21 protein-coding genes are annotated in these 25,700 nt (G+C 61.5%); 11 read left to right on the forward strand and 10 right to left on the reverse strand.

Annotated elements, in window-relative coordinates:
- Nucleotides 1-1,032, reverse strand: a 1,032-nt coding sequence (sucC, locus tag B7X90_RS15340; protein WP_292625844.1) for an ADP-forming succinate--CoA ligase subunit beta, incomplete at its 3' end; no start/stop codon positions are given.
- 212 nt (nt 1,033-1,244) lie between these two features.
- Here sucC and B7X90_RS15345 point away from each other — a divergent pair.
- Nucleotides 1,245-2,021 (forward strand): 3'(2'),5'-bisphosphate nucleotidase CysQ, encoded by a 777-nt coding sequence (locus tag B7X90_RS15345; protein WP_292625845.1) that lies wholly within the window; start codon nt 1,245-1,247, stop codon nt 2,019-2,021.
- Here the strand turns inward: B7X90_RS15345 and B7X90_RS15350 are convergent.
- Both B7X90_RS15350 and B7X90_RS15355 read right to left on the reverse strand, forming a co-directional pair.
- Nucleotides 2,018-3,013 carry an aldo/keto reductase gene (locus B7X90_RS15350; protein WP_292625846.1) on the reverse strand — a complete coding sequence of 332 codons (996 nt, stop codon included), beginning with the start codon at nt 3,011-3,013 and terminating at the stop codon, nt 2,018-2,020. The two genes, B7X90_RS15345 and B7X90_RS15350, sit on opposite strands and share 4 nt — an antisense overlap.
- Nucleotides 3,014-3,155: 142 nt before the next feature.
- Nucleotides 3,156-3,848, reverse strand: a complete 693-nt coding sequence (locus B7X90_RS15355; RefSeq protein ID WP_292625848.1) for an OmpA family protein — start codon at nt 3,846-3,848, stop codon at nt 3,156-3,158.
- Nucleotides 3,849-4,024: 176 nt separating this feature from the next.
- Here B7X90_RS15355 and B7X90_RS15360 point away from each other — a divergent pair, with 176 nt between their 5' ends.
- Nucleotides 4,025-5,353: a hemolysin family protein gene (locus tag B7X90_RS15360; protein ID WP_292625850.1), complete on the forward strand. Its 1,329-nt coding sequence runs from the start codon at nt 4,025-4,027 to the stop codon at nt 5,351-5,353.
- Between the two features lie 77 nt (nt 5,354-5,430).
- Here the strand turns inward: B7X90_RS15360 and B7X90_RS15365 are convergent, their stop codons facing one another.
- From B7X90_RS15365 to B7X90_RS15380, 4 genes are all read right to left on the reverse strand, one after another.
- The gene (locus B7X90_RS15365; protein ID WP_292625851.1) at nt 5,431-6,864 is read right to left on the reverse strand and encodes a glutamate synthase subunit beta; all 1,434 of its coding nucleotides are present in this window, start codon (nt 6,862-6,864) and stop codon (nt 5,431-5,433) included.
- A 12-nt stretch (nt 6,865-6,876) separates the two neighbouring features.
- Nucleotides 6,877-11,538 (reverse strand): glutamate synthase large subunit, encoded by a 4,662-nt coding sequence (gltB, locus tag B7X90_RS15370; protein WP_292625853.1) that lies wholly within the window; start codon nt 11,536-11,538, stop codon nt 6,877-6,879.
- A 280-nt stretch (nt 11,539-11,818) separates the two neighbouring features.
- A complete protein-coding gene (locus tag B7X90_RS15375) occupies nt 11,819-13,636 on the reverse strand; it encodes a hypothetical protein (protein WP_292625855.1) in 1,818 nt (605 codons plus the stop codon).
- A gap of 65 nt (nt 13,637-13,701) precedes the next feature.
- Entirely contained in the window at nt 13,702-14,928 is a 1,227-nt protein-coding gene (locus B7X90_RS15380) for a TIGR04063 family PEP-CTERM/XrtA system glycosyltransferase (RefSeq protein ID WP_292625856.1), read from the reverse strand.
- Between the two features lie 66 nt (nt 14,929-14,994).
- Between B7X90_RS15380 and B7X90_RS15385 the strand changes: the two genes are divergently transcribed.
- From B7X90_RS15385 to B7X90_RS15395, 3 genes are all read left to right on the forward strand, one after another.
- On the forward strand, nt 14,995-15,156 hold the full coding sequence (locus B7X90_RS15385) for a hypothetical protein (RefSeq protein WP_292625858.1): 162 nt from the start codon (nt 14,995-14,997) through the stop codon (nt 15,154-15,156).
- Nucleotides 15,149-16,516 (forward strand): putative O-glycosylation ligase, exosortase A system-associated, encoded by a 1,368-nt coding sequence (locus tag B7X90_RS15390; RefSeq protein ID WP_292625860.1) that lies wholly within the window; start codon nt 15,149-15,151, stop codon nt 16,514-16,516. The genes B7X90_RS15385 and B7X90_RS15390 overlap by 8 nt, the downstream gene beginning before the upstream one ends.
- 80 nt (nt 16,517-16,596) lie before the next feature.
- Nucleotides 16,597-17,058: a MaoC family dehydratase gene (locus B7X90_RS15395; RefSeq protein ID WP_292625862.1), complete on the forward strand. Its 462-nt coding sequence runs from the start codon at nt 16,597-16,599 to the stop codon at nt 17,056-17,058.
- 70 nt (nt 17,059-17,128) lie between these two features.
- Here B7X90_RS15395 and phaZ read toward each other — a convergent pair whose 3' ends face one another.
- Nucleotides 17,129-18,385 (reverse strand): polyhydroxyalkanoate depolymerase, encoded by a 1,257-nt coding sequence (phaZ, locus tag B7X90_RS15400; RefSeq protein WP_292625865.1) that lies wholly within the window; start codon nt 18,383-18,385, stop codon nt 17,129-17,131.
- 175 nt (nt 18,386-18,560) lie between these two features.
- Between phaZ and B7X90_RS15405 the strand changes: the two genes are divergently transcribed.
- From B7X90_RS15405 to B7X90_RS15420, 4 genes are all read left to right on the forward strand, one after another.
- Entirely contained in the window at nt 18,561-20,375 is a 1,815-nt protein-coding gene (locus tag B7X90_RS15405; protein ID WP_292625868.1) for an ABC transporter transmembrane domain-containing protein, read from the forward strand.
- A 42-nt stretch (nt 20,376-20,417) separates the two neighbouring features.
- Nucleotides 20,418-21,239 carry an undecaprenyl-diphosphate phosphatase gene (locus B7X90_RS15410; protein WP_292625870.1) on the forward strand — a complete coding sequence of 274 codons (822 nt, stop codon included), beginning with the start codon at nt 20,418-20,420 and terminating at the stop codon, nt 21,237-21,239.
- A 120-nt stretch (nt 21,240-21,359) separates the two neighbouring features.
- The gene (locus tag B7X90_RS15415; RefSeq protein WP_039337201.1) at nt 21,360-21,626 is read left to right on the forward strand and encodes a GlsB/YeaQ/YmgE family stress response membrane protein; all 267 of its coding nucleotides are present in this window, start codon (nt 21,360-21,362) and stop codon (nt 21,624-21,626) included.
- Nucleotides 21,627-21,695: 69 nt separating this feature from the next.
- Complete coding sequence (locus B7X90_RS15420) at nt 21,696-21,965, forward strand: hypothetical protein (RefSeq protein ID WP_292625876.1); 270 nt, start codon at nt 21,696-21,698, stop codon at nt 21,963-21,965.
- 253 nt (nt 21,966-22,218) lie between these two features.
- Here B7X90_RS15420 and phhA read toward each other — a convergent pair whose 3' ends face one another.
- The gene (gene phhA / locus B7X90_RS15425; RefSeq protein ID WP_292625881.1) at nt 22,219-23,109 is read right to left on the reverse strand and encodes a phenylalanine 4-monooxygenase; all 891 of its coding nucleotides are present in this window, start codon (nt 23,107-23,109) and stop codon (nt 22,219-22,221) included.
- A gap of 469 nt (nt 23,110-23,578) precedes the next feature.
- Between phhA and B7X90_RS15430 the strand changes: the two genes are divergently transcribed.
- Nucleotides 23,579-24,154, forward strand: a complete 576-nt coding sequence (locus B7X90_RS15430; protein ID WP_292625883.1) for an outer membrane lipoprotein carrier protein LolA — start codon at nt 23,579-23,581, stop codon at nt 24,152-24,154.
- Between the two features lie 773 nt (nt 24,155-24,927).
- Nucleotides 24,928-25,242 carry a HigA family addiction module antitoxin gene (locus tag B7X90_RS15435; RefSeq protein WP_292625877.1) on the forward strand — a complete coding sequence of 105 codons (315 nt, stop codon included), beginning with the start codon at nt 24,928-24,930 and terminating at the stop codon, nt 25,240-25,242.
- Nucleotides 25,243-25,257: 15 nt separating this feature from the next.
- Here the strand turns inward: B7X90_RS15435 and B7X90_RS15440 are convergent, their stop codons facing one another.
- On the reverse strand, nt 25,258-25,569 hold the full coding sequence (locus B7X90_RS15440) for a hypothetical protein (RefSeq protein WP_292625879.1): 312 nt from the start codon (nt 25,567-25,569) through the stop codon (nt 25,258-25,260).
- Nucleotides 25,570-25,700: the final 131 nt, after the last annotated feature.

The following is a 25,700-nucleotide window of genomic DNA, read 5'->3' on the forward strand; positions in this document are numbered from 1 at the left end:
GGCAACGATACCCTCAGCGATGATGTCGCACTTCATGATCCCGCCGAAGATGTTGACGAGAATGCCCTTCACCGCCGGGTCCTTGAGGATGATCTTGAAAGCAGCCGTTACCTTCTCCTTGTTGGCGCCGCCGCCAACGTCGAGGAAGTTGGCGGGGAATTCGCCGTTCAGCTTGATGATGTCCATCGTCGCCATGGCAAGGCCTGCGCCATTGACCATGCAGCCGATGTTGCCATCGAGCTTGATGTAGGCAAGATCGTACTTGCTGGCTTCGATTTCCGCCGGATCTTCCTCTGTCTCGTCGCGCAGGGCGAAGACATCGGGGTGGCGATAGAGCGAGTTCGAATCGAAGCTCATCTTGGTGTCGAGGACCAGCAGGTTGCCGTCCTTGGTTTCCACCAGCGGGTTGATTTCGAGCATGTCGCAATCGAGCGCGACAAACGCATTGTAAAGCTGGCCGGAGATCTTGGCGGCCTGCTTGTGCAGATCGCCCGTCAGGCCGAGCGCGAAGCCGACAGCGCGGCCGTGGTGCGGCATGAAACCTTCAGCCGGATCGATGGTGATCGTGTGGATCTTTTCCGGCGTCGAATGCGCGACTTCTTCGATGTCCATGCCGCCTTCGGTCGAAACGATCATGGCGACGCGGCTGGATGCGCGGTCCACGACCATCGACAGGTAATATTCCTTGGCGATATCAACACCATCGGTGACATAGAGGCGGTTGACCTGCTTGCCCGCTTCACCGGTCTGAATGGTGACGAGCGTGTTGCCGAGCATTTCCTTGGCGAATGCTTCGACTTCCTCGATGCTCTTGGCCAGGCGCACGCCGCCCTTGGCATCGGCGGGGAGTTCCTTGAACTTGCCCTTTCCGCGACCGCCAGCATGGATCTGCGCCTTGACGACATAGAGCGGCCCAGGAAGCTGCTTGGCAGCCGCAACGGCTTCTTCAACGGTCAGCGCGGCGATGCCGGCCGGGATGCCGACGCCAAACTTCGCCAGCAGTTCCTTGCCCTGATATTCATGGACGTTCATGCGTGATCCCCGACTTGAACGGCCCTTTCGGGCCTACAGGCGCGCCACGAATGGCGCAAAGGTATGCGCCGCCAATGGCGCTTTGAGTCGCTATGCCTTAAGCACAGCAGGCAGGGCTTGAAAAGGGGCGTAAATGCGAGGAAACAACCTATCTTTGATAACAACTCGCAATTTCACCCACACGCAAGAGGCGTCACAATTAGAGGCGCCTGATGATCGACTATGACCGCTTTCACGCCATCGTCCGCTCGGCCGGAGAAATGGCGCTCGCGCTCTGGCCCGGTGACGGCCATGCCCCTGCGGTGTGGGAGAAAACGCCGGGCAGTGTGGTGTGCGATGCCGACATTGCGGTGGACACCTTTCTGAAGCGCGAGCTTGGCGCGTTGTTGCCCGCCGCGGGCTGGCTTTCCGAAGAAACGGTGGATCACCCAGACCGGCTGGAACGCGGACTGTGCTGGCTGGTCGATCCGGTAGACGGCACGCGCGATTTCGTGCGCGGACGACCCGGCTGGTCGGTGTCGGTTGCTCTGGTGAGCGAGGGGCGTCCGCTGATCGGCGCGCTCAGCGCTCCGGCACGAGGCGAGTACTGGGCGGCGGTTGCAGGACAGGGCGCGTGGCGCAACGATGTGCGCCTGGAGGCAAGTACGCGCACCGTTCTGGCAGGATCGCGCGTCCCGGCGGACAGCTTGCCCAAAGCCGACGCCGACCTTGTGGTGGTGGACAAACCCAATTCCATCGCCCTTCGCATTGCCATGGTCGGCGCGAACGAAGCCGATCTTCTGGCAACGCTGCGCTGGGGATTCGAGTGGGACATCGCCGCAGCCGCACTGATTGCGCGTGAAGCAGGGGCGACCACGTCCGACGCCTTTGGACAGCCGTTGGCCTACAACAAGCGTGATCCACGCGCCTTTGGGCTACTGGTCACCGCGCCGGCGATTCATGCGGCTGCTGTGGAGCGACTCGCAGACCGGGCTGCCAAACTGGCCTAAACGAAATCCTCGGTATCAATCGTGGGTAGGATCGCCCCGCCATAGCGGTGGCCGGATACGGTTTGCTGGTTGATCAGCGCATCGATTTCGGCCGCTGTAGTCGAGGGAATTTCCCAGTCCCAGCGCGCGATGTTCTCTTCCAGATGAGCAATCTTGCCGGTGCCGGGGATGGTGACCACGTGGCCCCCGCGCGAATGCACCCAGGCGAGGCAAAGCTGCGCCGGAGTGACACCTTCGCGCGCAGCAATCTGGTTGAATTGATCGACCAGCGCCAGGTTCTTCGGCCAGTTCTCTGCATTCATGCGCGGCATCGCCTTGCGAATATCGCCATCGGGCAAAGCTGCGGGATCGCGCAGGCCATTGGCCAAGACGCCCCGCCCAACCGGAGAGAACGCGACGAACGCGGTGCCCAGTTCACGGCAGGTATCGAGCACGGCGATCTCCGCCTGCCGCGTCCACGGCGAATATTCTGTCTGCATAGCGGCAATCGGGTGGACCGATGCGGCGCGGCGCAGCGTTTCAGCCGACATTTCAGACAGGCCGATGCCACCGATCTTGCCCTCTTTTACGAGGTCCGCCATCGCGCCGACCGATTCTTCGATGGGCACTTTGCGATCAAGCCGGTGCATGTAGTAAAGATCGATGTGGTCGGTTTGCAGCAGCTTGAGCGACACTTCGAGTTCGCTGCGGATCGTATCCGGGTGGCAATCGACGCCACGCTTTTCACCGCTGGCAAAGATGCCCATTTTCGATGCGAGCAGAACCTTGTCGCGCCGACCCTTCAGCGCGGTACCGACCTGCGTTTCGTTATGACCGAGGCCGTAAAGCCGCGCGGTATCGAAGTGATCATAACCGATGTCGACGGCATGTTGCAGGAGACGGATGCCGTCCTCTTCGCTTGGCCTGCCTGAATAGGCCCAGCTGAGCGACATGCAGCCAAGGCCAACCGGATTGACTTCTCTTCCGTTGATGGTGCGGCGCTGAATCGGCATGGGCTGAACTCCTTTGGGAGCGCCGATGCCAGTCACGCGCAGCGAGGGTCAACCGCGAAACGCCAGAATCACAACAAAACATGTTTCATAAAAAACGGCGCCACCCGGAAGGGGCAGCGCCGTTTGTGATTTGATAGGGCGCTTACTGGCCCGAACGTGCTGCGTTCACATCGTCCTGACTGATCGGGACGATCTTGATTTCGACGCGACGGTTGGACGAACGGCCCTGTTCGGTATCGTTCGACGCAATCGGCTGCGATTCGCCGAAGCCCTGGCTGCGCATCCGAGCATAGCCAACCCCACGCGAGGTCAGATAATCGGCGACAGCGCGGGCGCGGCGTTCCGAAAGCGCCTGATTGTAGGCATCCGAACCGGTCGAATCGGTGTGGCCGTAAACGTCGATCAGCGAATTCGGGTACTGCACCAGCGACTGGGCAACGCGATCAAGCGTCGCGCCGAAGGCAGGCTTCACGGTCGAGCTATCGACATCAAACGTAACGCCGTTGGGCAGGTTGACGAGGATGGCGTTGCCACCATCGGTTTCGGAAACGTCGATCCCGGTACCTGCGGTCTGTTCGCGCAGTTCGCGGATCTGCTTGTCTTTCTGGTAGCCGATTACGCCACCGGCAACGCCGCCGATGCCCGCGCCAACGATGCGCCCGGTCTTGCCACCAATGAGCCCGCCGAGCAGCGCGCCGCCCAACGCACCACCAAGGCCGCCAATGGCCGTGCGGGAAACTTTCTGCTCACCCGTGTTCGGATCGGTCACGCAGGCAGACAGGCTGACCAGTGATACGGCACACAAGCTCGACATCATGACGCGACGAATATTCATTTCCTGTCCCCTTTGACCGGCATTCTGTTTTGAATTTAGCGACAGAACGGCGCTTTGACACGGTCAAATACGCCCAGTCTGGCTGAACGGTTCCCGAACAGAATCCGACAAGGCGGAAATGACGAACTGGACGACCGGCTATTCGCCTTTTCAATGAAGTCTGTTAGGGGCGAAGAATGACTCCTTATCCTTGGTCCGACGTCCTGTTCATTCTGGGCCTCGTCGTGCTCAACGGCCTGTTTTCCATGTCGGAACTGGCAATCGTTTCGGCCCGCCCTGCGCGATTGAGAGTTGCCGCCGAAGAAGGAAGCAAGGGCGCGAAGACCGCCTTGCTGCTATCATCCGATCCCGGGAAATTTCTTTCGACCGTACAGATCGGCATTACGCTGGTGGCCATTATTTCCGGTGCCTATTCCGGCGCGAGCCTGGGCGGGCCTACGGCAGAGCGTTTTGCCGCGTGGGGGTTTCCGGCGCGCTATGCCGATGATGCCGGCTTTGCCATCGTTATCGCGATCACCACGTACCTGAGCCTGGTGGTGGGCGAACTGGTGCCAAAGCAACTGGCCCTGCGCGCTGCCGAACCCATCGCCAAGATTGCAGCCCCTGCAATGGCGCTGATGTCAAAGGTGATGGCGCCGTTCGTGTGGCTGCTGGACAGTTCCTCCAGCCTGATCATCCGCTTGCTTGGCCTGAAGAAAGGCAATGATCAGGAAGTCACTGCCGAAGAACTGCACATGATCTTTGCCGAGGCCACGCGATCGGGCGTGATCGAAGAGGAAGAACGTGCGCTGATGAGCGGCATCATGCGGCTGGCCGAACGCCCGGTGCGTGAAGTGATGACGCCGCGCACCGAACTCCACTGGATCGAGCGCCGCGCCCCGGAAACGGAACTGCGCGCTGCAATTGAAGACTCACCCCATTCGCTGCTGCTGGTGGCAGACGGGTCGGTCGACCGGATCGTTGGCGTGGTGAAAGTGCGTGACGTGCTGTCCACGCTGTTGCGCGGGCGCAAGGTGCAGCTTGGCCGGTTGATGAAGAAGCCCGTAATCGTGCCGGACCAGTTGGACACGATGGACGCGCTGAGCATGATCCAGCAGGCCGAAGTTGCCATGGCGCTGGTGCATGACGAATATGGCCACCTTGAAGGGATCGTCACCCCGGCAGATTTGCTGGCTGCCATCGCAGGCAATTTCGTTGGCCACGGCGATGCGGGCGATGGGCCGATGGTGGTGGAGCGTGAGGATGGCTCACTGCTGATCGCGGGCGCTTTTCCGGCCGATGCGCTGGCCGACAGGCTGGGCATCGACATGCCGGACGACCGCGAATTTGCGACGACTGCCGGGTTCTGCCTCTCGGTTCTGAAGCGCCTGCCCAACGAGGGCGAGCATTTCACCGATCAGGGCTGGCGCTTTGAAGTTGTCGATATGGATGGGCGCAAGATCGACAAGCTGCTGGTGAGCAAGAAGAAGGCCATGCCGATGGTTGAGCCGGAAGGCGATGGATAAACACGACCCCATTCGTGAAACAGAAAAGGGGCGCCCGAACCGGACGCCCCTTTTCTGTTTCAGCTAAGTCTTGATGATCAGCGCGGCAGTTCGCTTACGCCCATCAGCGCTTCGTCCACCGCACGTGCGCACTGGCGGCCTTCGCGGATCGCCCAGACGACGAGGCTCTGCCCACGGCGCATGTCGCCGCAGGAGAACACGTTTTCGACGCTGGTCTTGTAATCGACCACGTTGCCCTTCACATTGCCGCGCGGATCGAGTTCGACGCCTGCCTGTTCAAGCAGGCCCTGCTTACGCGGGCCGAGGAAGCCCATTGCGAGGAAGATGAGATCAGCCGGGATGGTGAATTCGCTGCCGGCGACTTCCTGCATCTGGCCACCCACCCATTCGACGCGCACGCATTCCAGGCCGGTGACATTGTTTTCACCGACGACCCGCTTGGTCAGGACGGCAAATTCACGCTCACAGCCTTCTTCGTGGCTGGAAGACGTACGCAGCTTGAGCGGCCAGTTGGGCCACGAAAGCGCCTTGTCTTCCTTTTCAGGAGGCTTCGGCATGATTTCCAGTTGGGTGACCGAAGCTGCACCCTGGCGGTTCGACGTGCCGACACAGTCAGACCCGGTGTCGCCGCCGCCGATGACGACGACATGCTTGCCGGTGGCGAGCAGCGAGCCGCGCGGAGCTGCGCGCAGTTCATCATCGCCGGCATTGCGCTTGTTCTGCTGGGTCAGGAATTCCATCGCCATCCGCACGCCGGGAAGCTCTGCGCCGGGGATGTTGAGCCCGCGTGGATCTTCGGCACCGCCTGCCAGCACCACCGCATCGAAGTTTTCGCGCAGCGACGCGAACGAGACGGTCACACCCACTTCCACCCCGGTGCGGAACTGGACGCCTTCGGCCTCCATCTGCATCGCGCGGCGGTTGATGTGGGTCTTTTCCATCTTGAAGTCGGGAATGCCGTAGCGCAGCAGCCCGCCGATGCGGTCATTCTTCTCGAACACCGTCACCGAGTGACCGGCGCGGGCCAACTGCTGCGCAGCGGCCATGCCGGCAGGGCCGGAGCCAACGACGGCAACCGACTTGCCGGTCTTCTTCGCCGGAACCTGCGGCTCGATCCAGCCTTCCTTCCACCCGCGATCGACGATGGCGCATTCGATCGACTTGATGGTGACCGGCTGGTCCACGATGTTCAGCGTGCACGCCGCCTCGCACGGGGCGGGACAGATGCGACCGGTGAACTCGGGGAAGTTGTTGGTCGAATGAAGATTGTCGACCGCCTCGCGCCAGTCGTTCTCATAGACCAGATGGTTCCAGTCGGGGATCTGGTTGTTCACCGGGCAGCCGTTGTGGCAGTACGGAATGCCGCAGTTCATGCAGCGCGCCGCCTGACCTTTAAGGCCTGCATCGTCATGCGGGATGACGAATTCGCGGTAGTGCTTCAACCGTTCCGAAGGCGCATCATAGCTGCGATCCTTGCGGTCGATTTCGAGAAAGCCGGTTGCCTTACCCATCGTATCTAACCCTTACTCAGCCGCGACCGACGCGGCTTCGAGGCGCTCGGCCTCCATCTGACGGAGCGCCCGCGCATAATCGCGCGGCATGACCTTGACGAACTTTGGCAGGGCTTCTGCCCAGTTGTCGAGAATCTCGCGGGCGCGTTTGCTGCCGGTGTAGAGGTGATGCCGCTCCACCAGGACGCGCAAACGTTCCGCGTCATGACGCAGCATGTCACCCATGCCATAGTCGTAGACGTCAACGCCGCGCTGCTGCGGGCGGCCTGCCCCGTCATCCTCATCGCGCTCAGCCGAAACCGGCAGGACATCGACCATCGCGCCGTTGACGAGTTGAGCGAAGTTCCCGTCCACATCGTAGACATAGGCCACGCCGCCAGACATGCCCGCCGCAAAGTTGCGCCCGGTGCGGCCCAGCACCGCAACGACGCCTCCGGTCATGTATTCGCAGCCATGATCGCCGGTGCCTTCGACCACCGCGATGGCGCCCGAATTGCGCACGGCAAAGCGTTCACCGCCCACGCCGTTGAAGTAGGCCTCGCCCGCAATCGCGCCGTAAAGCACGGTATTGCCGACGATAATGTTCTCTGCCGGATCGCGTTCGACATGGGCCGGAGGACGCACGATTACACGGCCGCCCGACAGACCCTTACCGACATAATCGTTGGCATCGCCGACCAGATCGAGCGTAACACCATGCGCGAGGAACGCGGCGAACGATTGCCCGGCCACACCCTTGAACGAGATGTGGACGGTGTTGTCCGGCAGGCCCTTGTGGCCGTACTTCTTGGCGACTTCACCCGAAAGCATCGCGCCGACGGTGCGGTTGACATTGATCACCGTGCGTTCAAGCCGAACCGCCTGCCCGCTTTCCAAGGCAGCGGCGCTGGCCTTGATCAGGTCCTGATCGAGAGCAGCTTCTAGACCGTGATCCTGTGTCCCGCTCCAGTTCAGGGTCGTGCCCTCAACCGGTTCGACGCGGTGGAGCAGCTTCGACAGGTCGATGCCTTCAAGCTTCCAGTGGTGGATCGCCTTGTTCGCTTCGAGACGGTCAACCCGACCAACCATTTCGGCAACCGTGCGGAAGCCCATTTCGGCCATGATCGCGCGCAGCTCTTCGGCAACGAAGAAGAAGTAGTTGATCACGTGTTCCGGCTGACCGGTAAAGCGCGCGCGCAGCACCGGGTCTTGCGTGGCCACGCCCACCGGGCAGGTGTTCAAGTGGCACTTGCGCATCATGATGCAGCCCGCTGCGATCAATGGTGCGGTGGCAAAGCCGAACTCGTCCGCGCCGAGCAGCGCAGCCACGGCCACATCGCGCCCTGTGCGCAAGCCGCCATCGGCCTGCACGCAAATGCGGCTGCGCAGGTTGTTGAGCAGCAGCGTCTGCTGGGTTTCGGCAAGGCCGATTTCCCACGGGGAACCCGCATGGGTCAAAGACGTCAGCGGCGATGCGCCCGTACCGCCTTCATAGCCGGAAATCGTCACGTGATCGGCACGCGCCTTGGAAACGCCCGCAGCCACGGTGCCCACGCCCACTTCGGACACCAGCTTGACCGAAATGCGCGCGGTCGTGTTCACGTTCTTGAGATCGTGAATGAGCTGCGCGAGATCTTCGATCGAATAGATATCGTGGTGTGGCGGCGGCGAAATCAGGCCGACTCCGGGCGTGGAATGGCGTGTCTTGCCGATGGTCTTGTCGACCTTGTCGCCCGGCAACTGGCCGCCCTCACCGGGCTTTGCGCCCTGTGCCATCTTGATCTGCACGTCATCAGCATTGACGAGGTATTCTGCGGTCACGCCAAAGCGGCCCGAGGCTACCTGCTTGATCGCCGAGCGCATGGAATCGCCATTGGCCATCGGCGTAAAGCGCGCCGGATCTTCGCCGCCTTCGCCGGTATTCGATTTGCCGCCGATGCGGTTCATCGCCACGGCCAGCGTGGTGTGCGCTTCCCACGAGATCGAACCATAGCTCATCGCGCCAGTGGCGAAGCGCTTGACGATTTCGCTGGCAGGTTCGACCTCATCAAGCGGCACGGCCCTTTCAGCCGCCTTCAGTTCGAGCAGCCCGCGAATGGTCAGCTGGCGTTCTGACTGGTCGTTGATCGACTGGGCGAATTCCCGATACTTTTCAGGTGTGTTGCCGCGCACCGCGTGTTGCAGGCTGGCGATGTTGGTGGCCGTCCACGCGTGTTCCTCGCCGCGCAGGCGCAGCTGGTACATGCCGCCCACATCGAGCATCTTCTTGTAGATCGGGTTGTCGCCATAGGCCGTGGCGTGACGGCGCACGGTTTCCTCAGCGATTTCCTTGAGTCCGACGCCTTCGATGGTCGTCGCGGTGCCGGTGAAATAGGCGTCCACGAACGCGCTCGACAGGCCAACCGCGTCAAAGATCTGCGCCCCGCAATAGGACTGGTAGGTCGAGATGCCCATCTTGGACATGACCTTCAAAATGCCCTTGCCGATGGCCTTGATGTAGTTCTTCTTTACATCCTTGGTTTCGAGCGGGAGCTCCTTGGCAACGCGGATCTGCTCCAGCGTTTCGAACGCCAGATACGGATTGATCGCTTCGGCGCCATAGCCAGCCAGCACGCAGAAGTGGTGCACTTCGCGCGCTTCGCCGGTTTCGACGACAAGGCCGGTCTGCATACGCAGGCCCTGACGGACGAGGTGCTGATGCACCGCCGCCGTTGCGAGCGCCGCCGGCATCGGGATGCGGCTTTCGCATTGCGCACGGTCGGAAAGGATCAGGATGTTCTTGTCGGCCAGCACCGCTTCGGTGGCCGCCCAGCACATTTCCTTGATCGCCATTTCAAGGCCGTCGGCCCCGCTTGCGGCATCCCAGGTAGCGTCAATCGTGGCGGTGCGGAATGCACCATCAAGCGCGGCTTCGACCGAGCGGATCTTGGCCACTTCCTCGTTCGTGAGGATCGGCTGATCGACTTCGAGACGCTTGTGGTTGCCAGCATCCTGACCCAGCAGATTCGGGCGCGGCCCGATCATGCTGACCAGCGACATCACCAGTTCCTCGCGGATCGGATCGATCGGCGGGTTGGTGACCTGCGCGAAGTTCTGCTTGAAATAATCGTAAAGCAGGCGCGAACGCTTCGACAGCACCGCAATCGGCGTGTCGGTGCCCATCGAACCCAGCGGGTCTTCCCCGACAATCGCCATCGGTTCAAGGAACTTGGTGATGTCTTCCTGCGTGTAGCCAAACGCCTGCTGGCGATCGAGCAGCGAGGTCGTCTCCACTGGCAGCGCGGCCAGCTCAGGCTCGATCACGTCGAGCTTCTTGAGATTGTACTGCGCCTGATCGAGCCATTCTTCATAAGGCTCGGCCGCGGCCAGTTCGGCCTTGATTTCCTCGTCCTCGATGATCTTGCCCTGCTCCATGTCGATCAGGAGCATCTTGCCGGGCTGCAAACGCCACTTGCGGACGATGTCTTCTTCACGGAACGGCAGGACACCGCTTTCCGACGCCATGCAGATCAGATCGTCACGCGTGATCGAGAAGCGTGCGGGGCGCAGGCCATTGCGGTCCAGCGTGGCACCGATCTGGCGGCCATCGGTGAATGCGACGGCAGCGGGACCGTCCCACGGCTCCATCAGCGCAGCGTGGTATTCATAGAATGCACGGCGCGCAGGCGTCATCAGCGGGTTGCCGGCCCATGCTTCGGGGATCAGCATCATCACTGCGTGGGCAAGGCTGTATCCGCCCGCCAGCAGCAGTTCGAGCGCATTGTCGAGGCAGGCGGTGTCTGACTGACCGTGCGGGATCAGCGGCCACATCTTGTCGAGGTCCGAACCCAGCAGTTCGGATTCCATCGTGCGGCGGCGCGCGTTCATCCAGTTCACATTGCCACGAACGGTGTTGATTTCACCATTGTGAGCGACAAAGCGGAACGGGTGCGCCAGCTTCCAGCTTGGGAACGTGTTGGTGGAAAAGCGCTGGTGCACCATGCCCAGTGCCGAAACGCAGTCAGGATCGCGCAGATCGTCGTAGAACGAGCCGACCTGATTGGCGAGCAGCAGCCCCTTGTAGACAATCGTCCGGGTGGAGAAGCTTGGCATGTAAAGCTGCGTTACGCCCGGCAGGTTGTGCTTTTCTGCCATCATCGCCAACGGGTTCTGGGTCTGCTTGCGGATGGCCAGCAGCTTGCGCTCAAACGCTGCCTGATCAGGTGTATTGGCGCCGCGCTTGATGAAGCACTGGCGGATCACCGGCATCGATTCGATCACGGTCTTGCCAAGGCCGTCCATCGTGACGGGCACATCGCGCCAGCCGATCAGTACATCGCGCCAGCCGATCAGTTCCTGGCCTTCCTTGGCAATGAACTTCTCGAAAAACTCGGTCACGAACAGGCGCGCAGCTTCGTCCTGCGGGAGGAAGCACATGGCCACGGCATAGTCGCCCGGCTGCGGCAGCGCGCGGCCTTCGGATGCGGCCCATTTGCGGAACAGCGGATCGGGAATCTGGATCAGCAGGCCTGCGCCATCACCCAGCAGCGGATCGGCGCCTACCGCGCCGCGATGATCAAGATTGCGCAGAATTTCAAGCGCCTGATCCACGATGCCATGACTTTTCTGGCCTTTGATATGAGCGATAAAGCCCACGCCACAAGCGTCATGTTCGTTACGCGGATCGTACAGGCCCTGAACCGGCGGAAATCCCATCTCGATGATCGTCCTACATCCAAAAAGAGGCAAACCCACGCGAATCACGCCGCTGTGAAGCGACGAAAATTGCGCGAAGTGCCCCCATGACTGCAGGAAAATTATTTTGCAACCGCGCAGGGACGCGAACCGGGCGGTTAATGCCGAAAATACGGATGCGAGATGGCAGAAAGTGCGGACTGTACCGACCTGGACGGCACAATAGATGGCACAGGGGTCATCCTAGCTTGGCGCTTGGCGCCAGGCCAAGCTCATACCAAGGACCGTGGGCCACCAATGATCACCCTTGCGCGGTCATCCTTTGCAGAGTGGCAAGAGCGGCACGCAAGGCACGGTCGGCTTCTTCCGCTTCCACAATCGCGCTGGCAACAGGCGTTTCCGGCTCGGCCAGCGCATCAATCGGGCTGGACGGCGCAGCGCGACCGGGGGATGCCAGCGGCGATCCCGGAACAGGGATGATCGAGGCCAGTGAATCCGAAGCGTCAGCTATTGCCGATGGGCGTTCAAACGGTCGCAGCGAGCCACTAATCGGCGAAGACTGCCCCGGAAAGATCACGACCGGCTCGGCATCATCGCCCGCAGTTTCGTCCAGACCGTCTTCATCGTCGTGGTCCTGTGAAAACTTCAACGCCTGATTGCGATTGCTGCCATTGCCCAGATCGAGCAGCGAAGGATAGCGCTCTTCCGCTACGTCCGGTTCGGCACCGACCTCAGTGGATCGGATGAACTCCGGCGCAGTTTCATCCTGCTCCTCGTCGTCAAACTCGTCTTCGTCGTCCCAAGCGTCGAGCGGCTCGGCCAGTTGCTGCGGGGCGGACCCACCAAGAAAGCGGGCAAGGCCGGGGATATCTTCATCTTCTTCGGCATCGAATTCCGGCACGAACGGCTGAAGCGCTGCCGGGCGCAGTTGCACGACACGTTCGGTTTCGAGTGAAGGAACCGGTTCTTCGGCAACGGCATCTGCATTCGCCGAGTGGAAGCGGGCAAGCGCGGGGGCCTGCTCCGGCGCAACCACCGAAAACCCGCCAAAATCACCGATTGCGCTTTCCGGCGCACTCTCCGGCTCGATATCAGGGACATTTGCAGGTGCAGGCTCAGCTGCGAATGCCTCGACAGTCGGCACAGCATAGGGCGCTGCGGGCGCGACGCTTTGCGGCGCAGCCTCAGACCGCGCGTGGCGACGCCCGATAGCCAGTGCCAATCGCTCGGTAAGCTGGACGAGGCCAAGTTCATCAAGCGGCGTGCGGGCAATCGGCACATGCGCGGCGGCGGGTGCCTGCAACAGCGGCGTCTTGATCAACGGCACAGCAGGCCGATCAGGAGCGGGTGCGGCAACATCTTCAGCCGGGTCAAATGCCTTGGCTTCGACCGGTTCCTCAGCAGGCTCGGCAGCGTCACAGTTGACCTCGGCAACCACCTCGGTGCTTCCCATGAACTCCTGCCGCTCGCCTGTTGCAGCCTCTTCGGCAACGATCTCGGCGTCCTCGAACAGCAAGTCGAGCGCCAGCGGGTCATCGGCAAGCGTCGCATTATCCGGCATGGATGACTGCGTCTGATCGAACTGCTCATCCTCCCATGGGAGACGGCTGACTTCAGCCAGGTCAGCCAGGTCAGCCGATTCAGCGAATGGCGCATCCGCACCGAGAGCGGGGACGGCAGATGCGTCAGCAAAGACGGATGGCGGAGTGACAGCGGCACCTGCAATCGGGTCGCCCAGATCCTCGCTCGGGTTGAGCGGGCGACGGTGCATCGGCTGCCTGGCTGGCGCAGCGGCCTTTTCTTCAGAGCGTCCAAACGAGCGGGCGCGAACCGGAGCTACTTCATTACCGCGCGCAAGGCGGCGGCCAATCAGATAGCCCGCAAGGCCGCCCACGCCCATCATCACGATGGCCACCAGTGCGCGCACGGTGAAGCCCAGCGGCGGCTGTGCAGCAGGCAGGATTTCTGGAATGCCAAGCGCCACAACCGGCCCTTCAAGCAGGGCAGGCGCCACCGCAAAGCTGCCAAGGCTGAGGAATGCCGCAAACCACAATGCGGTCACTGCCGGAAACATGGGGTGCGCGGTGATGGGCTTTGGCTTGCGCTTGGTCACGGTCACTGGCGTTTCGTCCTGCTCTCTTCCCGGTTGATCCCCGGGTCAGTCAAACTCCGCAACGCCGCCTGTCAGGCTGCCACTGCGGGCACTTTGAGACTCGGTAACAGGACTTGGTAAACGGGAAGATAACGCTTCACGTTGTTCGCCCAGTCATGGCTTTCACGCACGAACCGCCTTGCCACCTCGCGGCGCGTGTCCCAGCCATCGCGATTCAACAGCAGTTCCGCCATTGCGCTGGCCAGAGCGGCAGGATCATCGGGCGCAAACAGCGTGCCAGTACCCCCATTTCGGATCAGTTCGCGGTGCCCGCCCACGTCCGATGCCGCCACCAGCTTGCCCTGGGCCATCGCTTCGAGCGGCTTTAACGGGGTTACCAGTTCGGTCAGCCGCATGGCCTTGCGCGGATAGCAAACGACATCGACCAGTGAATAATACCGATCGACCTCATGATGCGGCACCCGCCCGACAAAGCGGATCGCGTCGGCCGCGCTTGATGCCGCTGCCTGCTCGCGCAAGGTCGCCTCGGCAGGGCCACCGCCCACCAGCAGCAACCGCGCATCGGGCACGCGTGCGACGATGGCTGGCATTGCCGCGATCATATCGTCGAGGCCTTCATAGGGGTAGAAGCTGCCAAGGAAGCCGATCACCGGCCCCTCGCCCAGTCCCAGTTCGTCCGCCAATGCCGCATCGCGTGGCAACGGATCACCGAACATTTCCAGATCGACGCCATTGGGCATGATCGCAATTTTCTCTGGCGCATAGCCGCGCGCGATCAGATCCTGCCGCAACCCGTCGCAGATCGTCACCACACGGTCTGCACCACTAACCACTTCGTTTTCCAGCACGCGGGTGAGCCAGTATTTGGCCGAACCTTCGCGCCCTGTGCCATTACCGACGGCTGCATCCTCCCAGAACGCACGAATCTCGTAGACCACCGGAATGCCCAACCTACGCCCGGCCTTCAACGCGGCAAGACCACACAGCGCAGGTGAATGGGCATGGAGCACGTCCGGCCGCCATTCCTGCGCCAGCGCGACGATCCGGTCCGCCAATGCAGCAACTTCGCTCAATTCACGCACCAACGGCAACCCCTGTGCAACTCCCGGCGTGCGGTGGAAAAGCAGGCCGTCCACCTCCTCAGGATCGCTGGTAAGCGCCGCGCTGTGCCGTTGTCCGGTTACCCCGCGCACCTCCAGCCCCATCGTCTGCTGCGCTTTCAGAATCGCACGCGTGCGGAAGGTGTAGCCGCTGTGCAGCGGCAGCGAATGGTCAAGGACATGAAGCACGCGGGTCATCGCCTGCTTCCTGCCAGACAAGCCTTAACGGCCCGTCAACCCCGATAGGCTAGCGGTCTGCGCGCCATGATCGACAAGCTCACGCTCTTCCTGCCGCACATGCTGATGGCAATTGCCGTCTGGCGGCTGTTGAAGCGTAACGATCTGGACGATGATCCGTCGTTGCCCAGCCGCCGCGTGCCGTTCCGCCAAACGCGTTCAAAACCACCCGGCGGTGACGATGCTTGATCTGTTTCTGCTCAGCTTCGTGCTGGCGTTTATTGGCGCAGGCTTTCGGCGGCCATTCATTTTCGTGCTCGCCTACACCTACATCGATGTCGTCTCACCCCAGAAGGTCAGCTGGGGCATTCTGGCACAAATCCCCATATCGCTGATCGCATTCCTGTGCGCATTCGGGGCATGGTTTGTGGCCGAGGACAAGAACGGCACGCGCTTTTCATTGCGCCAGTTCCTGATGCTGATGCTGCTGATCTATTGCGGCATGACCACGCAACAGGCCGATTTCCCGATCGAGGCCGCCGAGAAGTGGTCATGGGTGTGGAAAGCGCTGGTCTTTGCGATGTTCCTGCCGGTCACCCTGCGCACACGGCTGCGGATTGAGGCGCTGACGCTCTTCATGGTGCTTTCCATCGGCGTCATTGTGATCGGCGGCGGTATCAAGACGATTACCGGCGGCGGCGGATACGGTAACTTGCGCCTGCTGGTGGACAACAACACCGGGCTATATGAAAGCTCGATCATCTCTGCCGTGTCCATCGCAGTGATCCCGCTGGCGCTGTGGCTGGCGCGCTTTGGCACGATCTTTCCGCCGGATTGGCGCGTGAAGACATTTGCCTGGGCACTGTGTTTTGCCTGTGCGCTCATGCCCATCGGCACGGGTGCGCGCACAGGTCTTGTCTGCGTGGTCGTGCTCGCCGCGCTGATCCTGCGCACGGCCAAGCGCCGTATGCTGATCGTTTCGCTGATGGCAGCGGGCGCGCTTGTCAGCCTGCCGCTGCTCCCGGCGGAATTCGTCGCGCGGATGAGCACGATTGGAAACCACCAGTCCGATGAATCCGCCTCTACCCGCGTGGCGGTGTGGATGTGGACGCTCGATTTCGTGAAAGATCGCCCGTTCGGCGGCGGCTTTGACGCTTACCGTCAGAACAAGCTGCAATACAATGCGGTCACAGCCGATCAGGCGGGCGACAACAATACCGCGCTGGAATATCGGCCGGTGGTGGACGAGGCCCGCGCCTATCACTCCAGCTATTTCGAAATGCTGGGTGAACAGGGCTGGCCGGGGCTTGCCATGTGGCTGGCGCTGCACCTGCTTGGCCTGTGGCAGATGGAAGTTCTCCGCCGCCGTTTCCGAAAAGAGGAGAGCGAGGCATTCCGCTGGGTCTCGCCCTTGGCTGAGGCCCTGCAGCAGGCTCAGGTCATCTACCTCGTCGGCTCCACTTTTGTCGGCATTGCGTTCCAGCCCTTCTGCTACATGCTGGTGGGGCTGCAATGCGGGTTGTGGGCCTATATCCAGCGCGTAAAGGCCGCAAAGCCTGAACCCTTCCGCAAGCCGCGCACCGCCGGGCAGGCTCCTGCCACCGCTTAACCGCCTGCTTAAACCTGCTTGCACATTGCTGGGCTTGCCGCCATCCTGCCTGCAAAGAGCAAGCAGGAGAGCATCACGCCATGAGCCGGTCCACCCCCGTCAACGAGATCAAAGCCAAAGTCGGCCAAGTCGTCGGCACTTCGCAATGGGTCGAAATCACGCAGGAACGGGTCAACAAGTTTGCAGAGGCTACCGGCGATTTCCAGTTCATCCATGTTGACCCGGAAAAGGCCGCGCTTACCCCCTTCGGCGGCACCATTGCGCACGGCTTCCTCACACTCTCGCTGATCCCGCTGCTGACGAAGGAAAGCGATTGCCCCCGCGCCGAGGGCGTCAAGATGGGCGTAAACTATGGCGGAAACCGCACCCGCTTCCTCGCCCCCGTGCGCGTGGGCAAGCGCATACGCGGACACTTCAAGCTGCTGGAAATGGAAGAAAAACGCCCCGGCCAGTGGCAGCAGACAATGGAAATCACAGTCGAGATCGAAGGCGAAGACAAGCCTGCACTGCTGTGCGAGTGGGTATCGCAGTTCTTCGTTTGATTGGCGACAGGCCACAAAAAGGGCCGGTCGAACACTGTCCGACCGGCCCTTTTTGTATCAAACGCTTACCTCAAGCCACCACGCTCAGCTTGCGGCCCTTGGCCTTCTTCTCATACTTGGCGATCCACTGGTCCACCACCGGTGCGATGTTTGTGCGCCAGCGTGAGCCGTTGAAGATGCCGTAGTGGCCGACTTCAGGTGCCAGAAGATACTGTTTCATGTCGTCGGGCAGGTTCGGCGTCACCTTCAGCGCAGCCTTGGTCTGGCCGATGCCGGAAATATCGTCACGCTCGCCCTCGATGCACAGGATTGCGGTGTCGGTGATTTCGCCAAGGTCCACTGCCTGCCCGCGATGCACCAGTTCACCCTTGGGAAGGGCGTGGCGCTGGAACACCACGTCCACCGTCTGTAGATAGAACTCGGCCGGAAGATCGCAGACGGCGCGGTATTCATCGTAGAAAGTCCGCGTGGCGTCGGCGCTTTCGTCGGCCCCGGCGTTCATGTGCTGGAACAGCTTGTAATGGCTCATCATGTGGCTAGCCATGTTCATCGACATGAAGCTGGCAAGCTGCACGAAGCCGGGATAGACGCGCCGACCCTCGCCCGGATAGTTGGCAGGCACGGTGGTGATGACGTTGTGCTTGAACCACACATGCGGCTTGGTGATCGCGTGGTCGTTGACCGCCGTGGGGCTTTCACGCGTGTCGATCGGCCCGCCCATCATCGTCAGCGTCAGCGGGCGACAAGGGTGCTTGTTGGCCCCCATGATCGCGGTTGCGGCAAGCGATGGCACCGAAGGCTGGCACACGGCCAGCATATGCGCGCCTTCGCCGATATGTTCGAGGAATCCGGTCAGGTAGTCGATATAATCGTCAAGATCGAACACGCCTTCGGCCAGCGGCACATATTTCGCGTCGGCCCAATCGGTGATGTAGACCACACAACGTTCCAACATACGCTCCACCGTGCCGCGCAGCAGCGTGGCAAAGTGCCCGCTCATCGGCGCAACGATCAGCAGGCGCGGTGCATCCTTGGGCAGGCCATCGTGCGTAAACATCTTGAGATCGCCAAATGGGCGCTTGACGACGGTGGTTTCCTTCACTGCACGGGCATGGCCGTCAACATGGACAACCTTGATCCCGAAAGCAGGCTTTCCCCGCGGCGCCGCAGCATGGGCGAACACATCGAGCGCGTTGGCGAAGGTTTGCGATTGGCCCATCCCCGCAAAGGGATTGCGTGGATCGGTCAGCGCGTCGGCGACCATTGAGGCCCAGGCGCTGCTCGCATTCATCAGCGAGCGCTGGATTTCATAAGCTTTGTACAGCACTGCGAACACCTTTTTGTTTGTTGCCCGAACCATGGCCGAAAGCCGGATTGCGGGAGTCGTTAGGCACAGATTGCCTCGATTCGCCCCTTTGTGCAACGCAACAAACATCCGGTCAGGTTGGCACCACACTATTGCCCCCCTTTCGGCAAGGCGTGGCTTCGGCTAGGCGAGGCGCATGGACGAGCAGACCCAGCAGCCTGAACCGCAAACAGTCACGCCAGCCGAACCGGCTCCCAAGGCCCGGACACTCGGCCCATTGCGCATGATCTGGGACGAGGCCGCGCGCTATCCGGGCCGCGTCGCCGCCGCCTCTGCCGCGCTGGTGGTCACCTCTGCCGCCACGCTGGCCATCCCCTCAGGCTTCCGCCTGATCATCGACAAGGGCTTTTCCGCCGGGGCCGATGTGAACGAGCTTGGCCGCTGGTTCCAGTACCTGCTGCTGATCGTGTTGGTCCTTGCCATCGGCACAGCCTGTCGGTTCTACTTCGTATCATGGCTGGGCGAACGCGTCGTTGCCGACGTGCGCCTCAAAGTGCAGGCGAACCTGCTGCGCCTGCCTCCATCGTTCTTCGAGACGAACAGCCCCAAGGAAATCGCCTCGCGCATGACGTCGGACACGGCGGTGATCGAACAGGTCGTCGGCACCACCGTCTCTGTCGCCCTGCGCAACACCATCACGGCCATCGGCGGCCTAGGCTATCTGCTCTACCTCGCGCCAAAGCTGACCGCGATCCTGTTGATCGGCATCCCGCTGGTGGTTGGCCCCATCGTGATCATCGGCCGCCGCTTGCGCAATGTCTCGCGCTCCAGTCAGGACCGCGTGGCCGGCATCGGCGTGATCGTTTCCGAAGTGCTGGGCGCGATGAAGATCGTGCAGGCCTTCGGACAGGAGAGCCGCGAGCTCGCCCGCTTCGGCGAAAAGGTCGAAGCCACGTTCCAGACGGCACTGCGCCGCATCTCGATCCGCGCAGGCATGACATCGATCGTCATCCTGCTGATCTTTGGCGGCATCACCATGCTGGTTTGGGAAGGCGCCATCGGCGTTGCCAACGGCACGATCAGCGGCGGCACGATCTTTGCCATCGTCATCACTGCAGGTCTGGTGGCCGGGGCATTGGGTGCCCTGTCCGAAGTCTACGGCGACCTTCTGCGCGGCGCTGGCGCTGCCGGGCGCCTGAACGAACTGCTGCGTGAAGAGCCTGACATCGCGCCTCCTGCCCGCCCCACCGCGCTGCCGGTGCCTCCACGCGGCCAGCTTGCCTTCCAAAATGTCGCCTTCCGCTACCCCTCGCGCCCCGAAGTGCTGGCACTCGATGATTTCTCGCTCACCGTCGAACCGGGCGAGACCGTTGCCATCGTCGGCCCCTCCGGCGCGGGCAAGTCCACGCTGTTCCTCCTCGCCCAGCGCTTTTACGATCCCCACGGCGGCACCATCCGCATCGATGGCGTACCGCTGACCAGCGCCGACCCCGCCGAGATCCGCGCCCGCACCGCGCTCGTCCCGCAGGACGCCACGCTGTTCGCCGCCTCTGCGCGGGACAACTTGCGCTACGGCAACTGGACTGCAACCGACGAGGCCATCTGGGAAGCCGCCCGCGCCGCCAACGCCGAACAGTTCCTGCGCGATCTGCCGCAGGGCCTCGACACGTTCCTGGGCGAAGACGGCGCGCGCCTTTCGGGCGGCCAGCGCCAGCGCATTGCCATCGCCCGCGCAGTCCTGCGCAATTCGCCGATCCTGCTGCTTGATGAAGCCACCAGCGCGCTGGATGCCGAAAGTGAGCGTCTGGTGCAGGATGCGCTCGACCGGCTGATGAAGGACCGCACGACGCTGGTCATCGCCCACCGCCTCGCCACCATTCGCGCGGCAGACCGCATCGTGGTGATGGACGGTGGCCACATTGTTGAACAGGGCACCCACACCAGCCTCAGCGCTGCCGACGGCCTCTATGCGCGGCTTGCCCGCCTGCAATTTGATGGAATGGCCGCTTAACCCTTGACTTGATGCTGCACTGCGGCAAACCACCGGAGCATCATGGATTCTATCGTCACAGCCATCCTGCTCGGCATCGTCGAGGGCCTTACCGAGTTTCTCCCGGTATCCTCGACCGGCCACCTGATCCTCGCAACGGAGCTGTTCGGCTTCGACCCGCACCAATGGGCCATGTTCAACGTGGTGATTCAGCTGGGCGCGATCCTGGCCGTGGTCGTCCAGTACTGGCGGACGTTCTGGGCTGTCGGCATGGGCCTGCTCAGGCTCGAACCGATCAGCTTGCGCTTCCTGCGCAACCTGCTCGCCGCCTTCATCCCCTCGGCCATCCTCGGCCTGCTGCTGAAGGACTACATCGACGTCCTGCTTGGCAGCCCCTCGGTGGTCGGCTGGGCGCTGGTGATCGGCGGCATCGCCATTCTGGTGATCGAGAAATATGCCAAGCCCGGCGAATTGACCGGAATCGGCCAGCTTCCGCTAAGTCAGGCTCTAGGAGTCGGCTTTATCCAGTGCCTGTCGATGGTCCCCGGCGTCAGCCGTTCAGGCGCTACGATCATGGGCGCGTTGGCCATGGGCATAGAGCGCCGCACGGCGGCTGAGTTCAGCTTCTTCCTCGCCATCCCCACCATGCTCGGCGCAACCACGCTCGAACTGCTCGACAATCGCGAAGCGATCATGTCCGGGACTCTCGCTTCGGGCGGAGTGGGGTGGACGGAAATCGCGGTCGGCTTCCTCGTCTCGTTCGTCGTCGCGCTCGCGGTGATCCGCCTGTTCGTCGCCTATGTCAGCCGCGCGGGTTTCAAACCCTTTGCGTGGTATCGCATCGTGGCAGGTACTGCCGCCATCATCTGGCTGGCAATGCGCTGATTTCACGGCGATAATCGAACGCACCCGAAAACCGTCCACCGCAACAGCGGAACAAAATACCCCGCCCGGAATTGACACCCCATACAGCCACTCACGGCAACAGTTCTAAGGGGTAACATCATGGGTCTTATCATTCTTCTCGTCGTCGGCGGTATTCTCGGCTGGCTGGCCAGTATCGTCATGCGCACCGATGCACAGCAGGGCATCTTCCTGAACATCGTCGTCGGCATCGTCGGCGCTCTGCTCGGCGGCTTCCTGCTCGCCCCGCTGATCGGTGGCGGCAGCATTACGGACGGCATTTCGGCCGGCACGCTGATCGTTTCGTTCCTTGGCGCGCTGATCCTGCTCGCCATCGTCAACCTCGTCCGTCGCGGTTCGGTTCGCTAAGCCGAGACACGAAAAATTCCAGAAGGCGGTTCGCAAGGGCCGCCTTCGCCACATCAAAAGGAGTCACCAATGAAGAGCATCTTCAAGAGCGCCATGATGGTCCCTGTTCTCGCCATGGGCCTCGGCCTCGCCGCATGTGACAGTGCGCAGGAAAACGCAGCCGAAGATCAGGCCGACATGGTCCGTGAAAACTCTGAAGCCGCTGCCGACACGATGGAAGATCGTGCCGACATGATGGGCGGCGCATCGGAAGACGCGATGGAAGCCAAGGCCGATGCCGTCCGCGATGCGGGCGAAGCCAAGGCTGACGCTATGGAGGACAAGGCCGACAAGATGTAAGCTTCGGGCTCACGCTCGAAACTGCCTTGATGGCCAAGGAAAGCCCGGCACTACCCTGGAGGTGCCGGGCTTTTTCTATGTCGGTGTGGCAGCTATAAAGTAGCAATCACTCTCCCAATCATTCTTCGTCATCCTGAACTTGTTTCAGGATCCATTTCTCCCCAAACACCGTCCGCTGGTAAGGTGAGATGGACCCTGAACCAAGTTCAGGGTGACGGCGTGGCTATGTCGGTCGAATGCGCAAACTCTGTTGCTAAACCGCCTCCGCCCCAGACCCGCGCCCCCCGCGCAGATGATACTCCAGCGTCCCGCGCTGCAACACATCATCCACGTCGATCACCGCCGTGTTGGCATAAGTGAACCCCGGCCCCAGCGCGCGATAGAGCCGGTCAAAATCGCGCTCCACCGTCTGGTGATAGAGGTCGGCAAAACTCTCGATCACGAAATATGTCGGCTGTAGGTCGTCGATCACATAATCGGTTCGCATGACCCGGTCGACATTCAGCATGATCCGGTTGGGCGATGCCCCGTCCAGCGCGAACACCGCCTCACGCGGCCCTGAAAGAATGCCTGCACCATAAACCTTCGGCGCCCCGTCCTCGATCACCAGCCCGAACTCTACCGTGTACCAGTAGAGCGCGCCCAGCGCCTTCAGCCGGTTGTACTGCATCGCCTTCCACCCGGCGCGGCCATATTCCTGCATGTAATCGGCGTAAGTCGGATCTGTCAGCATCGGCACATGCCCGAATACATCATGGAACACGTCCGGCTCTTCGATATAATCAAAGCAATCGCGCGTGCGGATGAAATTGCCTGCCGGAAAGCGCCGGTTGGCCAGATGCCAGAAGAATACATGATCCGGGATCAGCATCGGCACCGGCACCACGCTCCACCCGGTCAGCGCGTCCAGTTCTTCCGAGAGCCGCGCGAAATCGGGCACGCCCCCGCGCCCCAGGTCCAGCCGCTCCAGCCCGTGCAGAAACGCGCTGCACGCCCTGCCAGGAAGCACCTCCATCTGCCGTGCATAGAGCGCGTCCCACACCTCATGCTCTTCACTGGTATAGCGCCGCTGTTCCGGCTCCAGCCAGTCCTCTCTCACCCGCGCCGGTCGGCGCAGGGGTGCGGTAAACACGCCGTCGGGCATATCCGGCAGGCGCGTGAAATCAAAAGCAGGGGTGTCCAAGGCTGGCATCAGCTCTCTGATATGGTTACTTATGCAACCAATACCACGCCAAACCCCTTCCGGCAAATCGCCAGCCACATCTCTCCACGCTTGACTTCGCGGTGATTCTATCCCAACGGCCCCACCCTGTGACGGCGGCGTGGAAACGCGCCGCTACATTCGTTTTCAGATTCGCGCGCGAAATTTCAGGATAGAGCAATGGCAAAGCCCACCACCGTCAAGATCCGTCTAGGAAGCGAAGATCAAGTAAGAGCGCATTAGCGCCTTCTCCGTGAAGCCCGTCCCGCCATTTCTGGAACCGGGGCGGTTCACGGTGAGTTCAACGCCAACACCTCAAGGAACGGCGATGAACCAGATCAAGAATATGCTTCGCAAGATGGGCCGCCCTGCAGCGGCCTTTTCGCTTGTCCTCGGCGCAGCCACACCCGCCATGCTCGCCACCCCCACGGTGGCGCAGACCCAGGCTTCCGAAATCGATCGCGCTGTCACCGCACTGCGCGGCATCACCACGCTGCGCGCCAACTTCGTGCAGACCGATCGTTCTGGTCAGACCGTGTCGGGCGTGCTCACCATGAAGCGCCCCGGCAAGATCCGCTTCCAGTATCAAAAGGGCGTGCCACTGCTGATCGTGGGCGATGGCAAGGCGCTGACCATGATCGACTACGAAGTGCGCCAGGTGCAGCGCTGGCCCATCGGCAACAGCCCGCTGGGCGCGCTGCTCGATCCCAACAAGGACGTCGCCCGCTTCGCCAAGCAGCTGCCCACCGGCGATCCCGGCGTGATCAGCCTGCAAGTGCGCGATCCCAAGCATCCTGAATACGGCACGATCACCATGATCTTCGTGCGCAATGCCGGCGCGCCCGGCGGTATGCAGCTCGATTCATGGGTCGCCCTCGATGCCCAGAACAAACGCACCACCATGCGCCTGACCGGCCACCAGTATGGCATCGCGGTGGACGACAAGACCTTCAAATGGACCGACCCCCGCCCTGCCAACCGGCGCTGAGGGGCTAGAGTCGAAGCGGCAGCCAGCGCCCCCGCGAAGGCGGGGGCCTCAGGCCGCAATGCGCAACCTCCAAGGCAACGGCAGCGCTCAACCGCCTGAGGTCCCCGCCTTCGCCGGGGAAGCAAAAGCCGTTGCCATTGCTTGCCACCACCAATCTTCGTCACCCCGGGCTTGACCCGGGGTCCCGCTTCACTTCGCAACGTCAGAAAAAAGCCCAGCCCCGGATCAAGTCCGGGGCGACGATTCGGCAAGTGTTACGTCACCTGAACAACGCCCCTGCAACCCATCGCCACCACAAACCACCTCACCCCCCAACCGTTCACCCCTTGCGACAAATTACGACAAGCCTGTCATAACCGTTCATCAGGGGGCAAGCGAACAGGCCCTAGAACGGTTCTCGACGAGGCGGTCGAGACAGGTTTCCCCCCTGTTGCCGGTCTCCCAATGACCTCTCGTCAAGCGTGACGAACGCGAATGGAACCCTCGGACCAATGCCCCCGGTCCGGGGGTTTTGTTTTTTCATTCGATCTTCGCCCCCTGCGCGGCTGCGGACGGCAGCCTTCTTGCGCTTCCGGTGCTCACGACCATAAAGGTCGCTGCGCGCCGGTTCTCGAAGACCACCATCCTCGCTCACGCAGGGACCAAAGCTCGAACGAAAAATCGCGCCCCAATCCTCCCTGTTTTTCCGAAGGACAAACGGGGAGGGGGACCGCCAGCAAAGCTGGTGGTGGAGGGGTGGATTCATGCGCCGAACGGTATAGTGTGGTGAGGTCATGACCATGATGCACAACCCTCCCCATCCCGGCGAACTGCTCCGCGATGAAGTGATCGAAGCGCTGAACCTGTCCGTCACCGAAGCTGCCAGCCGCCTCGCCATGTCGCGGGTCGCCCTCTCGCGCGTGCTGAATGGCAAGGCCGGGATCAGCCCCGATCTGGCCTTGCGGCTGGAGCAGGCAGGCGCAAGCACCGCGCGCGCATGGCTGGCGATGCAGGCGAACTACGATCTGTGGTGTGCGCGTCAGCATGAGCAGCCAGTGGTGCGGCGGTTGCAGGAAGCGGATAGACCGCAAGCCGCAGTGCCAACGTGACAGAAAACACCTGTTTTACGTGCGCAAAACGGCGGATATTCCAGTAGGCAATTGGAATCGACCCGGCTCACTACGATAACACATGAGCCAAGGGTCATCTGAACCATTATCTAAAAATAGATTAACTATAATAGGAATCATCCTCCCAGCCGCATGCAATAACGTATCATCCGACCCTCGGTGATGGGGGTGATCTTCATAATAATATTTTTTTCCTGCGAAAATATTATTTTTCTCCTCAAACACACATAGGTATTGCCTAAGATTTAGTTTAATTTTTATTTCATCTGGAATTGTGCTGTAAATTTTAATAAAATCATGACCCATTTTTACGCTTCTAAAATTTGTTTGCAGACTTCCTAAGGCCTGTGGACATTTAGGGGATTCCCTTTTTCTGCGAGATCGGATTCAAGACTGGCGAAGGGAGAGCTGGTTTGGATCGACACGGATTGAGCGAC

Source organism: Novosphingobium sp. 17-62-19, assembly GCF_002256775.1.
GTDB lineage: Bacteria > Pseudomonadota > Alphaproteobacteria > Sphingomonadales > Sphingomonadaceae > Novosphingobium.

Excerpts from the sequence above, each read along its gene's own strand:
- B7X90_RS15345 (WP_292625845.1), top strand. The coding sequence starts at position 1,245 with ATGATCGACTATGACCGCTTTCACGCCATCGTCCGCTCGGCCGGAGAA.
- B7X90_RS15350 (WP_292625846.1), bottom strand. The coding sequence starts at position 3,013 with ATGCCGATTCAGCGCCGCACCATCAACGGAAGAGAAGTCAATCCGGTT.
- B7X90_RS15355 (WP_292625848.1), bottom strand. The coding sequence starts at position 3,848 with ATGAATATTCGTCGCGTCATGATGTCGAGCTTGTGTGCCGTATCACTG.
- B7X90_RS15360 (WP_292625850.1), top strand. The coding sequence starts at position 4,025 with ATGACTCCTTATCCTTGGTCCGACGTCCTGTTCATTCTGGGCCTCGTC.
- B7X90_RS15365 (WP_292625851.1), bottom strand. The coding sequence starts at position 6,864 with ATGGGTAAGGCAACCGGCTTTCTCGAAATCGACCGCAAGGATCGCAGC.
- gltB (WP_292625853.1), bottom strand. The coding sequence starts at position 11,538 with ATGGGATTTCCGCCGGTTCAGGGCCTGTACGATCCGCGTAACGAACAT.
- B7X90_RS15380 (WP_292625856.1), bottom strand. The coding sequence starts at position 14,928 with ATGACCCGCGTGCTTCATGTCCTTGACCATTCGCTGCCGCTGCACAGC.
- B7X90_RS15385 (WP_292625858.1), top strand. The coding sequence starts at position 14,995 with ATGATCGACAAGCTCACGCTCTTCCTGCCGCACATGCTGATGGCAATT.
- B7X90_RS15390 (WP_292625860.1), top strand. The coding sequence starts at position 15,149 with ATGCTTGATCTGTTTCTGCTCAGCTTCGTGCTGGCGTTTATTGGCGCA.
- B7X90_RS15395 (WP_292625862.1), top strand. The coding sequence starts at position 16,597 with ATGAGCCGGTCCACCCCCGTCAACGAGATCAAAGCCAAAGTCGGCCAA.
- B7X90_RS15405 (WP_292625868.1), top strand. The coding sequence starts at position 18,561 with ATGGACGAGCAGACCCAGCAGCCTGAACCGCAAACAGTCACGCCAGCC.
- B7X90_RS15410 (WP_292625870.1), top strand. The coding sequence starts at position 20,418 with ATGGATTCTATCGTCACAGCCATCCTGCTCGGCATCGTCGAGGGCCTT.
- B7X90_RS15415 (WP_039337201.1), top strand. The coding sequence starts at position 21,360 with ATGGGTCTTATCATTCTTCTCGTCGTCGGCGGTATTCTCGGCTGGCTG.
- B7X90_RS15420 (WP_292625876.1), top strand. The coding sequence starts at position 21,696 with ATGAAGAGCATCTTCAAGAGCGCCATGATGGTCCCTGTTCTCGCCATG.
- phhA (WP_292625881.1), bottom strand. The coding sequence starts at position 23,109 with ATGCCCGACGGCGTGTTTACCGCACCCCTGCGCCGACCGGCGCGGGTG.
- B7X90_RS15430 (WP_292625883.1), top strand. The coding sequence starts at position 23,579 with ATGCTCGCCACCCCCACGGTGGCGCAGACCCAGGCTTCCGAAATCGAT.
- B7X90_RS15435 (WP_292625877.1), top strand. The coding sequence starts at position 24,928 with ATGACCATGATGCACAACCCTCCCCATCCCGGCGAACTGCTCCGCGAT.
- B7X90_RS15440 (WP_292625879.1), bottom strand. The coding sequence starts at position 25,569 with ATGGGTCATGATTTTATTAAAATTTACAGCACAATTCCAGATGAAATA.